Annotated in this window: 12 protein-coding genes; 3 read left to right on the forward strand and 9 right to left on the reverse strand. The window is 72.8% G+C overall.

Annotated elements, in window-relative coordinates; all coding sequences use genetic code 11:
- Positions 1–24 precede the first annotated feature (24 nt).
- Positions 25–1,101, reverse strand: coding sequence for a polyprenyl synthetase family protein (locus HNR16_RS13275; protein ID WP_158040680.1), 1,077 nt, complete (start codon positions 1,099–1,101; stop codon positions 25–27).
- Positions 1,102–1,163: 62 nt separating this feature from the next.
- Complete coding sequence (locus HNR16_RS13280; RefSeq protein WP_218868695.1) at positions 1,164–1,883, reverse strand: class I SAM-dependent methyltransferase; 720 nt, start codon at positions 1,881–1,883, stop codon at positions 1,164–1,166.
- Positions 1,884–2,072: 189 nt separating this feature from the next.
- Here HNR16_RS13280 and HNR16_RS13285 point away from each other — a divergent pair, with 189 nt between their 5' ends.
- Positions 2,073–3,338, forward strand: coding sequence for an isochorismate synthase (locus HNR16_RS13285; RefSeq protein ID WP_158040678.1), 1,266 nt, complete (start codon positions 2,073–2,075; stop codon positions 3,336–3,338).
- Positions 3,339–3,716: 378 nt separating this feature from the next.
- Here HNR16_RS13285 and HNR16_RS13290 read toward each other — a convergent pair whose 3' ends face one another.
- From HNR16_RS13290 to HNR16_RS13300, 3 genes are all read right to left on the reverse strand, one after another.
- Entirely contained in the window at positions 3,717–4,568 is an 852-nt protein-coding gene (locus tag HNR16_RS13290; protein WP_225737865.1) for a polyphosphate kinase 2 family protein, read from the reverse strand.
- Positions 4,569–4,643: 75 nt separating this feature from the next.
- A complete protein-coding gene (locus tag HNR16_RS13295; protein WP_158040677.1) occupies positions 4,644–6,416 on the reverse strand; it encodes a 2-succinyl-5-enolpyruvyl-6-hydroxy-3-cyclohexene-1-carboxylate synthase in 1,773 nt (590 codons plus the stop codon).
- Entirely contained in the window at positions 6,409–6,924 is a 516-nt protein-coding gene (locus tag HNR16_RS13300; RefSeq protein ID WP_158040676.1) for a PLD nuclease N-terminal domain-containing protein, read from the reverse strand. Before HNR16_RS13300 ends, HNR16_RS13295 begins: the two co-directional genes overlap by 8 nt.
- Positions 6,925–7,068: 144 nt before the next feature.
- Between HNR16_RS13300 and HNR16_RS13305 the strand changes: the two genes are divergently transcribed.
- Positions 7,069–7,581 carry a DUF4229 domain-containing protein gene (locus HNR16_RS13305; RefSeq protein WP_158040675.1) on the forward strand — a complete coding sequence of 171 codons (513 nt, stop codon included), beginning with the start codon at positions 7,069–7,071 and terminating at the stop codon, positions 7,579–7,581.
- A gap of 85 nt (positions 7,582–7,666) precedes the next feature.
- Here HNR16_RS13305 and HNR16_RS13310 read toward each other — a convergent pair whose 3' ends face one another.
- From HNR16_RS13310 to HNR16_RS13325, 4 genes are read right to left on the reverse strand one after another with little or no spacing between them, the layout of a single operon-like run.
- Positions 7,667–8,743 (reverse strand): 1,4-dihydroxy-2-naphthoate polyprenyltransferase, encoded by a 1,077-nt coding sequence (locus HNR16_RS13310; protein ID WP_158040674.1) that lies wholly within the window; start codon positions 8,741–8,743, stop codon positions 7,667–7,669.
- Positions 8,744–8,794: 51 nt separating this feature from the next.
- Positions 8,795–10,117: an AMP-binding protein gene (locus HNR16_RS13315; protein WP_225737864.1), complete on the reverse strand. Its 1,323-nt coding sequence runs from the start codon at positions 10,115–10,117 to the stop codon at positions 8,795–8,797.
- 40 nt (positions 10,118–10,157) lie between these two features.
- Positions 10,158–11,072: a 1,4-dihydroxy-2-naphthoyl-CoA synthase gene (locus HNR16_RS13320; protein ID WP_158040673.1), complete on the reverse strand. Its 915-nt coding sequence runs from the start codon at positions 11,070–11,072 to the stop codon at positions 10,158–10,160.
- Between the two features lie 42 nt (positions 11,073–11,114).
- Positions 11,115–11,585 carry a hypothetical protein gene (locus HNR16_RS13325; RefSeq protein WP_158040672.1) on the reverse strand — a complete coding sequence of 157 codons (471 nt, stop codon included), beginning with the start codon at positions 11,583–11,585 and terminating at the stop codon, positions 11,115–11,117.
- A 120-nt stretch (positions 11,586–11,705) separates the two neighbouring features.
- Between HNR16_RS13325 and HNR16_RS13330 the strand changes: the two genes are divergently transcribed.
- Positions 11,706–12,770 carry an o-succinylbenzoate synthase gene (locus tag HNR16_RS13330; protein ID WP_225737863.1) on the forward strand — a complete coding sequence of 355 codons (1,065 nt, stop codon included), beginning with the start codon at positions 11,706–11,708 and terminating at the stop codon, positions 12,768–12,770.
- Positions 12,771–12,812: the final 42 nt, after the last annotated feature.

Consider the following 12,812-nt stretch of genomic DNA (forward strand, 5'->3'; position numbering starts at 1 on the left):
TTCGCGCGGCGGGGTGCCGGCGGCTCAGCGGTCGCGGGCGACGACGTCGCCCGCGAAACGGATGAGCGCATCGGTCACTGCGCCGTCGGGAAGCGGGGCGAGCGCGGCGATCGCGCGATCCACCCATGCGGAGGCCTCGTCGGTCGTGGCCCTGGTCACGTCGTGCGCCCGGAGTTCCGCGACGATCGCCGCGACCTGCGGGTCCTCCGCGTCCGCTCCCGCGACACGGGTCCGGATGCGCTCCAGCAGCTCGGCCGCGGCGGGATCCTCGTCGGCGCGACGCTCGAGCAACAGCACGGGGAGGGTCTCGACACCCGCCCGGAGGTCCGTCCCGGCGACCTTGCCCGTCGCCTCGCGGTCGGCCGAGAGGTCGATCACGTCGTCCGCGATCTGGAACGCCACGCCGATCGCCTCGCCGTACGCGGCGAGCGCCGCGACGACCTCGTCGTCCGCGCCGGAGGCCATGCCGCCGAACTGCGCGGCGGCCGCGATGAGCGAGCCGGTCTTGTCGGCGAGCACCTGGACGTAGTGCTCGACGCGGTCCTCCCCCTCGCGCGGCCCGACCGTCTCACGCATCTGCCCGAGCACGAGGCGCTCGAACGTGCGGGACTGGAGCCGGATGTAGACGGGACCGAGCTCGGTGAAGATGAGGCTCGAGCGGGCGAACAGCAGATCGCCCGCGAGGATCGCGATGGAGTTGCCCCAATTGAGGTGGGCCGCCGTGACGCCGCGGCGCAGATCCGCCTCGTCCATGACGTCGTCGTGGTAGAGCGACGCGAGGTGCGTGATCTCCACCGCCGCGGCCGCCGTGATCGCGTCGTCGGAGACGGGGTTCGGCCCCGTGTGCGAGGTCAGCAGCGTGAGCATGGGGCGCATGCGCTTGCCGCCCGCGATCATGAGGTGCGAGGTCACGACGTCGGCGACCTCGTCCGCGAAGTGCACCTCGCGGTGCAGCAGCTCCTCGACCCGTTCGAGCCCGTGTTCGATGGACTCCCGCAGCTCGGTCTCGTCGGGCCCCTGGAACAGGGAACCGGCCACCCCGGATCGAACGATGCCGCGTGACGGGCGGCGCTGTTCGGTGCTGGGCTGCTTCACGCGCATCGTCTCCTGATGTGGCTGTGGGTGTCCCGGCACCGCGCCGGGATCTGAACCGTCGACCGGGGTCATGCCCCAGTGGGCACGAAGCCCTTGTGCAGCGCCGCGATCCCCGACGAGAGGTTCCGGTACTTCACGCGCTCGAACCCGGCACCGCGGAGCCAGGCGGCGAGCGTCGGCTGATCGGGCCATGCCTGGATGGTCTCGTGGAGGTACTCGTAGGCCTCGGGGTCGGACGACACGAGCCGCACCACGAGCGGCATGAGCGTGGCCATGTAGACGTCGTAGCCCACACGCACAACCGGGTTCGTGACGGTCGAGAACTCGCTCACGACGATGCGACCACCCGGCTTCGTCACGCGCCGCATCTCGGCGAGCGCGAGCTTCGGCTGCTGCACGTTGCGCAGCCCGAAGCTGATCGTCGTCGCGTCGAAGGTGCCGTCCTCGAAGGGCAGCTGCGTCGCGTCACCGTGCACGAACGTGATCCCGGCGTCGCCGCCGTGACGACGCACGCCCTCCTCGAGCATGCCGTGTGAGAAGTCGAGCGCGGTGACCTTCGCGCCGTCCTCCGCGAACAGGGCCGACATCGTGCCCGTCCCCGCAGCGACGTCGAGCACGCGCTCGCCCGGCCGCGCCTTGACCGCGAGCCGCGTCTGTCGACGCCAGAGGGGGGCGGCACCGAGGCTCAGGACGTCGTTCGTGCGGTCGTAGTGGGTCGACACGCGGTCAAACATCGCGGACACCTGGCTCGGGCGCTTCTCAAGGTCGGCTTTCGTCACATCGCACATCCTACGCGGGCGGGCGGCCGCGGGGTCTGTCGCCCGGCCGATCAGCGGCTGTCCCACGGGTGACCGTCCCGACGCCGCCGCCACGGTCACCGCACACGCACGTGGGACGCGTCGTGACGGTCACGTACGCGCCACACGCCCACCGTCCGTCCGGACGGCTGCGGCCCGGCCGGGCGATACCCTCGGAGCATGTCGCGCCCCGATCCGATCCGCCTGCGCGCGCGAACCGTCGAGATCGACGACCCAGGAGCGCTGCTCACCCGCGCCGATCCCGCATCGCCGACCGTCTGGTCGCGGCGCGGCGAAGGGCTCGTCGGTCTCGGTACCGCGTGGCGGGGCGAATCCCACGGCCCCGAGCGCATCGCCACCGCGACGCGCGCGTGGAACGCGCTCACCGCGCGCGCCGAGGTCGACGACGAGGCCGGCCTCATCGGCTCGGGTCTCGTCGCGCTCGGCGCCATCGCCTTCTCCGGCAGATCGCGGGCGCCGAGCGTGCTCGAGGTGCCCGCGACCGTCGTCGGACGTCGCGGCGGACGCGGATTCCTCACGGCCGTGACGGCGGACGGTTCGGAGCCCGTTCCGCAGCTCCCGCAGCGCACCGCGACGGGCACGGACGCGTCGACCGCGTTCGTCGACGGCCGCATGACCCCGGACGCGCACCGCCGCGCCGTCGAGGAGGCGATCGCGCTCATCCGGTCCGGTGAGCTGTCGAAGATCGTCCTCGCCCGTGACCTCGTGGGCAGGATCCCCGTGGACGCCGACCGGCGCACCGCGATCGCCCGACTCGAGGCCGCCTACCCCGAGTGCTGGACCTTCGCGATCGACGGCATGACGGGCGCGAGCCCCGAGACGCTCGTCCGATCCCTCGGTCGGCAGGTCGCCGCGCGCGTCCTCGCGGGCACGTCACCGCGAGGGGCCGACGCGGACGAGGACGCGCACCTCGAGCACGCACTCCTCGACAGCGCGAAGAACCGACGCGAGCACCGCTACGCGGTCGACAGTGCGCTCGCGTCGCTCGCGCGCCTCGACGCCCAGGACGACCCCGGCTCCGGACTGACCTCGAGCCGGGAGCCGTTCACCCTCGCGCTCCCCAACGTGTGGCACCTCGCGAGCGACATCCGCGGCACCCTGCCACCCGGTCTGGGCGTGCTCGATCTCGTCGGCGCCCTGCACCCGACGGCCGCCGTCGGCGGCACGCCGACCCCGCTCGCGGTCGACGCGATCGATCGGCTCGAACCGTTCGACCGACGACGCTATGCGGGACCCGTCGGTTGGGTCGGCGCGAACGGCGACGGCGAGTGGGCGATCGCGCTCCGCTCGGCGGAGGTGCGTCCCGACGGGACCGTGACGGCGTTCGCGGGGGGCGGCATCGTGGGGGAATCCGACGCGTCCGACGAGTACGACGAGACGGAACTGAAATTCCGTCCGATCGTCGAGGCGTTCGCTCCGCGCTGACACCCCAGGCTGACGCGCCAGGCTGACGCGCCAGGCTGACGCGCCAGGCTGACGCGCCAGGCTGACGCCCCGCCGCGCTGCGCAAAAAGCCGGGTTGTTGCTACCGGGCCCGGGGCCCGGTAGCAACAACCCGGCTTCTTGCGTCGCGGATCAGGCTCCGGCTCCGGCACGACCTCGGTCCGCTCGCGCGGCGGGGATGCGCAGCACCGTGACCGCAGCACCGGCACCGCACGTGACCGCAGCAACGGCACCGCAGTACCGGCACCGCACGTGATCGCAGCAGCGGCACCGCGGCGCGGTGACCGCCGCACGCCGATCCGGGCGTGGTGACCGCAGCGGGGTCTGCTGTCGGCTCGGCCGGGGTCGGGCCCGGAGCAGTCAGCTCGCCGCCAGGCGGCGACGCTCCTCCTCCACGTCGAACTTCGCCGGGGGCCAGCCCAGGTCGAGCGAGCGCAGCGTGTCGAGCAGGAGCCCCTTCACGACGAGGCGCGCGTACCACTTGCGGTTCGCCGGCACGCAGTACCAGGGCGCGGACGTCGTGGACGTGCGCCGCAGCGCGATGTCGTACGCCTCCTGGTAGGCCGGCCACAGCTCACGCTCGTCGACGTCGCCCGGGTTGTACTTCCAGTACTTGTCGGGCCGGTCGAGCCGCTCCGCGAGGCGCTCGCCCTGCTCCTCCTTCGAGATGTGCAGCATGACCTTGACGACGTGGGTCCCAGCCGACGCGAGCTGCTCCTCGAACTCGGTGATGGCCCCGTACCTGCGCTCGATCTCCTCCGGCGGAGCGAACGAACGGACGCGCTGGATCAGCACGTCCTCGTAGTGGGACCGGTCGAACACCCCGATGATGCCGCGCGGCGGCACCTGCTTCTCGATGCGCCACAGGAAGTCGTGCGCGCGCTCCTCGTCCGTCGGCGCCTTGAACGACGCGATGCGCACGCCCTGCGGGTCGACGCCACCGACGACGTGGCGGATGATGCCGCCCTTGCCCGAGGTGTCCATCCCCTGCAGCACGAGCAGGATCGACGGCGTCCCGGGCTCGTCGGCGCGCGCGTTCGCGTACATTCGCTCCTGCAGCTCGGCGATCTCGGCGTCGTGATCGTCGAAGATCTTCGCGGCGTCCTTCTTCGTGCCGTCGAACCCGGGGGTCGAGGAGGGGTCGATGTCCGAGAGGCGGAACGTCTCGCCGACGCGCAGAACCTCCGCCATGTCCTTCGTGAAGTGCGGCATGCGCCGAGCGTAGCCCCGCGCTCCCCCGCGACGACACACCACGCGCGCCCGGCGCGTCGCGGCGCGCCCTCCCGATCAGTCGCGCGGCAGCGGCACGTGCACGATCACCCGATCGGCCTCGTGCGACGTGAGCGCACCCTCGAGCGCGGAGCGCGTCTCCGCCCGCACGTACGCCCACCCGTAGGCGGCAGCGAGCGACGCGAGATCGACCTCCTGCGGCGTCCGCTGCACGCGCTCGAAGGCGTCCGGCGGTGCGATCCCGGCGACCTCGAGCCCCTCGAAGATCGAACCGCCGCGATCGTCCCCCACGATGACCTGCACACGCGGCGGGACCTCGCCGCCCTGACCGACGAGGAGTGACGAGGCGTCGTGCAGGAGCGTGAGATCGCCGAGCAGGATGCGCGTGACGCCCGCCGCGCTCGCCGCCTCGTCCGACCGCTGACTCGCCGTCGCGACCCCGAGCCCCGTCGCGATCGTGCCGTCGATGCCCGCGAGCCCGCGATTCGCGAACACCCTGATGGGCTTGCCCGGCGCCCGCCCGTCGAGCACCCGGATGAGGCTGGAGGCGCCGAGCACGAGACGATCGTGCGGCCACATCGCACGCCAGACGGCGTCGACGAGCACGTCTCGATCGACACGCCCCCGCGCCACCGCGAGCTCCTGGCGCGCGAACCTGCTGCGGACCGCGTGCTCGGTCGAGCCGCGCGCCGCGAGATCGGGCGCTGCCGGATCGGACGAATGCTCCGCGAGCAGGCGTCGACTCGCGACGACCCACCCGCGCAATCGCCCGCGGACGTCGAGCCCGTCCGCACCGATCACGGGATCGGCGTCCCGCGACCGCTCCGGGGGCACGATCTCGATGCGGTCGACCCGCTCGACGATCGAGTGACCCGGCGAGTAGTCCTCACCACCCGACGAACCCACCCCGATCGCCTCGACCCCGTCACGCTGCAGGAGCGCGGGGACGACGCGCGTGAGCGTCGGATGGCCGAACACGAGCACGCGCGCGATCGCGTCGCGCAGGGGCGCGATCGGGGAGGCGTCGCCGAGCAACTCGTCGACGCCGACGACGAGGTTGCGCCCGAAGCGCGCGCCGCTCGACGGCTCGGCGACGAGCGGCCAGCCGCCCTCGAACGCGATCCGCTCCGCATCGGCCCCCGCACCCGCCCCCGCGACGACGAGCGTCGGGACGCCGTCCGCGGGGTCGATGCGCCGCACGCTCGGCGTCCGCGCGGCGGCCGCCGGCTCGGGGACCGCTCGCCGTTCCTCGTCGAGGACCGGGAGGAGCCCGCCGAGCTCCGGCACGGCCGACCCGAGCGGATCGCGGAAGGCGATGTTGACGTGGAGGGGTTCCGACGCGCGGGCGACGCGGAGCCCGAGCTCGCGCGCGGAGGCACCCTCAGCCGGCTCCCCCGAGGGCGGTGCGACGTCGACGCACGCGATGCGCGAACCGAAGACACCCGGCTGCACGGTCGCCTGGTTCGCACCGACACCGAGCAGCTCGGGCGGCCGATCGGCCGTCACCGCGACGAGCGGCACGCCCGCGTGGAAGGCCTCGAGCATCGCCGGGTGCAGGTTCGCGACGGCCGTCCCGGACGTCGTCACGACCGCGGTCGCACGCCCTGTCTCGAGCGCGAGCCCGAGCGCGAAGAATCCCGCCGAGCGCTCGTCGATGCGGACGTGGAGCCGGATCGCCCCCACCCGCTCGAGCTCGGCGGCGACGAGCGCGAGCGCCTGCGAGCGGGACCCCGGGCACACCACGATGTCGGTCAGCCCACCGCGGACGGCGGCCGTCAGGAACTCGACGGTGAACGCGGTCGCGGGAACGGGCCGTGCCCGCTCAGGCACGCGTCGCGCCGCCGGCGCCACCCGTCCCGTCGTCGTGATCGGGGCGTTGCCCCGGCGTGTGGTGGCCACCCGCGGGCGGGCCGTGCGGGTCGTCGTCGTCCTCGGCGTCGTCACCGTCCGAACGCGCCGCCTCGTCGGCCGCCTTCGGCGCCACGTCGTCACCCGGACGACGGCCGTCGCGCGCCGCCTCGTCGTCGAGGGCACGCAGCTCCTCCTCGAGGCGGCGGATGGTCTCGTCGTGTCCGTCGTCGATCCCGATCGAACGCAGGAACGTCTCGTCGTCGTCCGGCGCGGCCGGCGCCGCCTCCGGCTCGGCCTTGAGGACGCGCCCCTGACCGACGAGGATCCACAGCACCGGCCCCACGATCGGGACGAGCAGGATCACGAACAGCCACGTCGACTTCTTGAGCACACGTGCACGGGACGCGTCGGACATGGCGCAGTCGATCACCGCATACACCGTCACGACGACGGCGATGACGACTGCGGCGATGATGATGCGGCTCATGGTGTCCCGTTTCGGTAGTCAGGCCCTTCGTGTCTGCTGGGGTGCGACGAAGTCCACCAATGGTAGGGGAGCCAGGCGTGTGGCACCTGCACTTCGTCTCCGCAGCAACCGAATCGTGAGGTGACCCGCTCGTAGACTGGTGGGATGGAGCACAAGCGGGCCTGGTTGCTGTACGTCGTCGTCCGGGTCCTCGCGTTCGCGATTCCCTTCGTCGCCGTCGTCGTCGCCCTGCCGTCGTGGCCGTACGCCTGGGTCGTGGGCGCGCTCGCGGGCACCGTCATCGGCCTCTGCGTCTCGTACATCTTCCTGAAGCCGCAACGCGATCGCATCGCGGACGACATCGCCGAGATGCGCGGACGGCGCGACACGCGCAGTGACGACGAGCGCGACGAGGACCGCACGCTCGACGAGGCCGAAACGCCTGACGACGCCGCGACGGGCGACGAGAACCAAACGCCCGACGACGACGCGACCGACGACGCGGCGACCCCGGCCGGCGACCACACGACCGCCGAGGTGGCCACCACACCCGACGACGAGACGATCGGCGACGAGAACGGATCGATCGACGACGTGGCCGAACCGATCGACGACCACACGTCGGACGAACCGAGTCCGTCCGACGCCCGGACGCGCGGCGACGACGCGACGCGCTGACGACTACATCCGCCGATCACCGCCGGCTCGGCCGCTGCGCGTGACCGGGTCCGGCCGGATGTCGGTCGATTCGATGCCGGAACGGTCAGTAGGTCGTCGGGGTCACGGGCGCGTACGGCGAGAATGCGATCGCGAGGCCGAGCAGCACCGCGAACGCGAGCGCGCCGAGGCTCGTGAGCAGGAGCGCGAGCACGAGGTCCTTGGGCTTGTACGACGTCGACGTGATGAGCACGGCCGGCCCGACGAGCATGAGCGAGAAGAACGCGTAGATCGCGTTGCGATAGAGCAGCACGAACATGAACACGGCGACGTAGGGCGCGAGCGCGAAGATCGCGAACAGCACGCGCGAGGCGACCGGCCCGATGAGCGCCGCGAGCGTGCGCTTGCCGGCGCGGCGGTCCTGGTCGATGTCGCGGATGTTGTTGACCATGAGCACGGCGCACGCGAACAGCCCCGCGGCGACCGAGAGCACCCAGCCGTTGTTCGAGACCTGGAGGACCTGCACGTACATCGTGCCCGCCGTCGCGACGAGGCCGAAGAAGACGAAGACGAAGACCTCACCGAGCCCGTAGTACCCGTACGGTCGCTTCCCGCCCGTGTAGAACCACGCCGCGAGCACGGCGGCGGCACCGACCGCGAGCAGCCACCACTGCTCGGTCCGCCACGCGAGGAACACGCCCGCGGCGGCGGCGAGGAAGAAGAAGAGGAACGCGACGTTCCGCACGACCTTCGGCTCGACGAGCCCCGAGGCCGTGAGACGCGCGGGACCGACCCGGTACCGGTCGGTGCCGCGGATGCCGTCCGAGTAGTCGTTCGCGAAGTTCACGCCGATCTGCAGGCACAGCGCGACGGCGAGGCACGCGAGCGCACGCGCCCAGTGGTACTCGCCCTGCAGGCTCTCGGACATGGCACCCGCCGTGCCGAGCACGACGGGAGCGATCGCGAGCGGGAGGGTGCGCAGCCGGGCGCCACCGATCCAGTCCCGGAGTCCGAGACGGGCGCGATCCTCGTCGGCCCGCCGCGGACGCTGCGTCGGATTGTTGCGACGCGCCCGCTCGCTCGACGAAGAGGACTGCCGCGACGGCGTGGGGCGCCCCTTGGGGGCGGTGCCGCTGCGCTTGGCGGCGCCGGAACGGTTCGCGGTCTTCTGCTTCTTGGCCACGGACCGATTGTAGGTGGCCGGGTGCCCGTCGCCGCACGCGAGTCGACGAGCTCAGCGCCGGAGGGCCCGCTCCACGAGCCGTTCGAGCTCGAGCCGGTCGGGCTTCGAGCTGCGCAGGGCGGGCAGGCCGTCACCCACGAAGAGGTGGACTGGCCTCGCGGCGCGGCCGATCTCACCGCACACGGTGCGCAGCTCCTGCCACACCGGCCACTCGCGGAGCGCATCGGCGGCGACCTCGTCGAGCGTGTGCCCCGTCGACACGGGCTCGGGGCAGCCCGCATCGCCGAGCGCGTCGCGTTCCGCGACCACGACCGGAACGGCACCCCACTCGACCGACGGCGCGGCGACGACGACGGCCTGCTCGAATCCGCGGACGCCGCGCACCGCCCGTTCGACGCGATCGAGCAGTACCTTCTCGCCGCCCGAGACGATGACGTTGTCGAGCCGCCCCGTCACGCGGACCCGCGCGGCCGCCCACGCCGGATCGTCGACGTCGCGCGAAAGCACCTCGCCCGCGTCGCCCGTCCGGTACCAGCGGCGGCCTGCCGGATCGACGACGAACGCGCGGTCGCTCCGCTCCCGGTCGCCGAGGTAGCCGGCCGCGAGCACACGCCCCGCGAGCAGGACCTCGCCGTCCTCGGCACGCGCGTCGATCCCGTCGAGGGGGACCCCGTCGTAGACGCAGCCGCCGCTCGTCTCGCTCGCGCCGTAGGTCGCGACGACACGCCAACCGAGCGCACGGGCCCGCTCCCGAACGGCGGGTGGTGTCGCCTGGCCGCCGACGAGGATCCCGTCGAATCGCTCCACGTGTGCGGCGACCTCACCACCCGCATCGTCCTCGGCCTCGGCGGCGTCGAGCAGCCGGATGAGCTGGGCGGGGACGAGCGAGGTGTAGCGACGCTCGCCCTCGAGCCGCGCGGCGTCGGCGGCGAAACGGTGCGCATCGAATCCGCCCACCGCGCTCACGACCGGCTCCGTGCCCGCGATGAGCGAACGGACGAGCACCTGCGTGCCCGCGACGTACTCGGCCGGGAGCGCGAGCAACCACTGTCGATCGACGTCGTCGCCGGGGCGCCGCCCGAACAGCTCGTCGAGGCGCCGCTCGGTCGCGCGCGCCGAGGCACGGAGGGCCGAGGCCTCGAGCACGACGCGCTTGGGCGTCGCGGTCGATCCGCTCGTCTCGATGACGAGGCACGCATCGGCGGACCATTCGCGGTCGAGCACGTCCGGCAGGGGCGGCCCGCCGCCGGGGGCGTGCGGGCCGCGAGGGAGGACGGCCGGGCCGGTTCCGTCGAGCGCACGTGACAGCGCTCGCAGGAGCGCCGCGGGGTCGTCGGCCGGCACCTCGACGAGCGGGCGGTCCGCGCCGCTCACGACCGGCTCCCCCGTTCGGCCGTCGTCCTCGGTGTCGGGATCAGTAGTGCCACGGGAACGGCGCCCAATCCGGTTCGCGCTTCTCGAGGAACGAATCGCGCCCCTCGACCGCCTCGTCGGTGCCGTACGCGAGCCGTGTCGCCTCACCCGCGAACACCTGCTGTCCGACGAGGCCGTCGTCGACCGCGTTGAACGCGAACTTGAGCATGCGGATCGCGGTCGGCGACTTCGTGAGGACGGTCCGCGCCATGCGCAGCGCCTCGGCCTCGAGCTCCTCGTGCGGCACGACGCGATTCACGGTGCCCATCTCGTAGGCGCGCTGCGCCGAGTACTCCTCGGCGAGGAAGAACACCTCGCGGGCGAACTTCTGCCCGACCTGCTTCGCGAAGTACGCCGACCCGTACCCGGCGTCGAACGAGCCGACGTCGGCATCGGTCTGCTTGAAGCGCGCGTGCTCGCGCGAGGCGATCGACAGATCGCACACGACGTGCAGCGAGTGGCCGCCGCCCGCCGCCCAGCCGTTCACGACCGCGATGACGACCTTCGGCATGAACCGGATGAGCCGCTGCACCTCGAGGATGTGGAGTCGGCCCGAACGGGCTCGGTCGACCGTGTCGCCCGTCTCACCGTCCGCGTAGCGGTAGCCGTCACGGCCGCGGATGCGTTGATCGCCACCCGAGCAGAACGCGCGGCCGCCGTCCTTCGGGCTCGGCCCGTTGCCCGTCAGGAGCACCACGCCGATGCGTGGGTTCGTGCGCGCGTCGTCGAGCGCACGTGCGAGCTCGTCGACCGTGTGCGGCCGGAACGCGTTGCGCACCTCGGGACGATCGAACGCGACGCGGGCGATGCGCCCGGACACGTCGTGGTGGTAGGTGATGTCGTCGAGCGCCTCGAACCCCGGCACGGGCCGCCATTCGGCGGGGTCGAACAGTTCGGACACGCGCTCGTCGCTCATACCGACCACGCTATCGCGGCTCCCGGCGCGTCGGCCGCAGCGCTACCAGGCGGGCGCGGAGGGCGGCAGCGTCCCGCCGTGCACGATGAGCTGCAGGATGGTGTTGCCCACGAGCCACGCGGGCACGGCGCCGAACCCGAAACCGAGGACGAGCGCGAAGACCGCGATGCGACGAGCCGATCGCCGCCAGATCGCCCAGATGGCGGTCATGATCGTCGCGAAACCGAGGATGCCCGCGATGAGGATCCAGAGCTCCATCTCGACCTTGACGTCGAGGCCGAAGAGATTGGCGATGTAGAACACCGCGATGAGGTCGGCGAGCGCTGTGAGGAACGCGCCGAACAGTGCCCAGTGCCCGACCCGCCACTGCGCCGGATTGAAGAGGACCGCGAACCACTGCAGCGGGAGCACCGTGCCGTGCCGGAACTCGGGTCGCCGCGAGCGCCCCTCGGGCGTTCCGTCGTCGGAGAGGAAGCGTCGGAGGGGTTCCGGGAGGGAGTCGATGAGCGTCATAGGCGTGTTCGCACCGACGGACGCGGCGCCCGCTCAGCTTAGCGCGCGCACGACCGCAGCTCGACGCGCGCGCTCCCGGGCGCCCGCCTCGAGCGCGACGCGCGGTGGGATGATCGACGCGTGACGCCTCCCCACGAGAACGCTCCCACCCGTGCCCCGCTGCCACCGATCGAGGATCTCCTGGAGCGCGTCCACGTGGTCTCCCTCCCCCTCAACACGCGGTTCCGCGGCGTCGAGCACCGGGAGGTCGCGCTCGTCGACGGCCGCGCGGGGTGGGCGGAGTTCTCGCCCTTCACGGAGTACGGCGACGAGGAGGCCGCGACGTGGCTCGCCGCCGCGATCGAGGCCGCCGAGCTGCCGTCGCCCGTGCCGACCACGGGAACCGTCCGGGTCAACGCGACCGTGCCCGCCGTCGACCGCGACGAGGTCCCGGCCGTGCTCGCACGCTACGACGGCTGCCGCACCGTGAAGGTCAAGGTCGCCGAGCGCGGGCAGTCCCTCGCGGACGACGTCGCGCGCGTCGGCGCGGTCCGCGACGTGCTCGGCCCCGACGCGCGCCTCCGGGTGGACGCGAACGGCGGCTGGTCGCTCACCGACGCCGAACGGGCGATCGACGCCCTCGCTCCGTTCGGACTCGAGTACGCCGAACAGCCCGTCGCGACACTCGACGACCTCGCCGCGCTCCGACGACGGTTGCAGCGATCGGGGACGCCCGTGCGCATCGCCGCCGACGAATCGGTCCGCAAGGCCGCCGACCCGCTCGCGGTCGTGCGGGCCGAGGCGGCCGACCTGCTCGTCGTCAAGGCGCAACCACTCGGCGGCGTGCGACGCGCCGCCGAACTCGTGCGGGAGGCAGGCCTTCCGGCGACCGTCTCGAGCGCGCTCGACTCGTCCGTCGGTATCGTCCAGGGCGCCCGACTCGCGGCGCTCATCGCACCCGACACGGAACGGGCCGGTGCCCCGCGCGGCGGCTTCGACGCCGGCCTCGGGACGGTCTCGCTGTTCGCCGCCGAGGTCGTGCCGCGACCGCTCGTGCCCCGCGCCGGGAGCATCGCCCTCAGGGCCGTGGCACCCGACCCGGAGCTGCTCGCACGCCACGCGGTACCCCGCGAGCGCGACACGTGGTGGCGCGAGCGGATCCGCCGGTGCCACGCGGTCCTCACCGGGCGGGACCGACCGGCCTGAGCCGCGGCCGCTCGGCGCGTCCTGCGGTGGGCCGCTGCTGAC

This window comes from Pseudoclavibacter chungangensis, from assembly GCF_013410545.1.
In the GTDB taxonomy this organism is placed as follows: domain Bacteria; phylum Actinomycetota; class Actinomycetes; order Actinomycetales; family Microbacteriaceae; genus Pseudoclavibacter; species Pseudoclavibacter chungangensis.

Bases quoted from the DNA above. Each gene is read 5' to 3' on its own strand.
- HNR16_RS13275 (WP_158040680.1), bottom strand. From the start codon at position 1,101: ATGCGCGTGAAGCAGCCCAGCACCGAACAGCGCCGCCCGTCACGCGGC.
- HNR16_RS13280 (WP_218868695.1), bottom strand. From the start codon at position 1,883: ATGTGCGATGTGACGAAAGCCGACCTTGAGAAGCGCCCGAGCCAGGTG.
- HNR16_RS13285 (WP_158040678.1), top strand. From the start codon at position 2,073: ATGTCGCGCCCCGATCCGATCCGCCTGCGCGCGCGAACCGTCGAGATC.
- HNR16_RS13290 (WP_225737865.1), bottom strand. From the start codon at position 4,568: ATGCCGCACTTCACGAAGGACATGGCGGAGGTTCTGCGCGTCGGCGAG.
- HNR16_RS13300 (WP_158040676.1), bottom strand. From the start codon at position 6,924: ATGAGCCGCATCATCATCGCCGCAGTCGTCATCGCCGTCGTCGTGACG.
- HNR16_RS13305 (WP_158040675.1), top strand. From the start codon at position 7,069: ATGGAGCACAAGCGGGCCTGGTTGCTGTACGTCGTCGTCCGGGTCCTC.
- HNR16_RS13320 (WP_158040673.1), bottom strand. From the start codon at position 11,072: ATGAGCGACGAGCGCGTGTCCGAACTGTTCGACCCCGCCGAATGGCGG.
- HNR16_RS13325 (WP_158040672.1), bottom strand. From the start codon at position 11,585: ATGACGCTCATCGACTCCCTCCCGGAACCCCTCCGACGCTTCCTCTCC.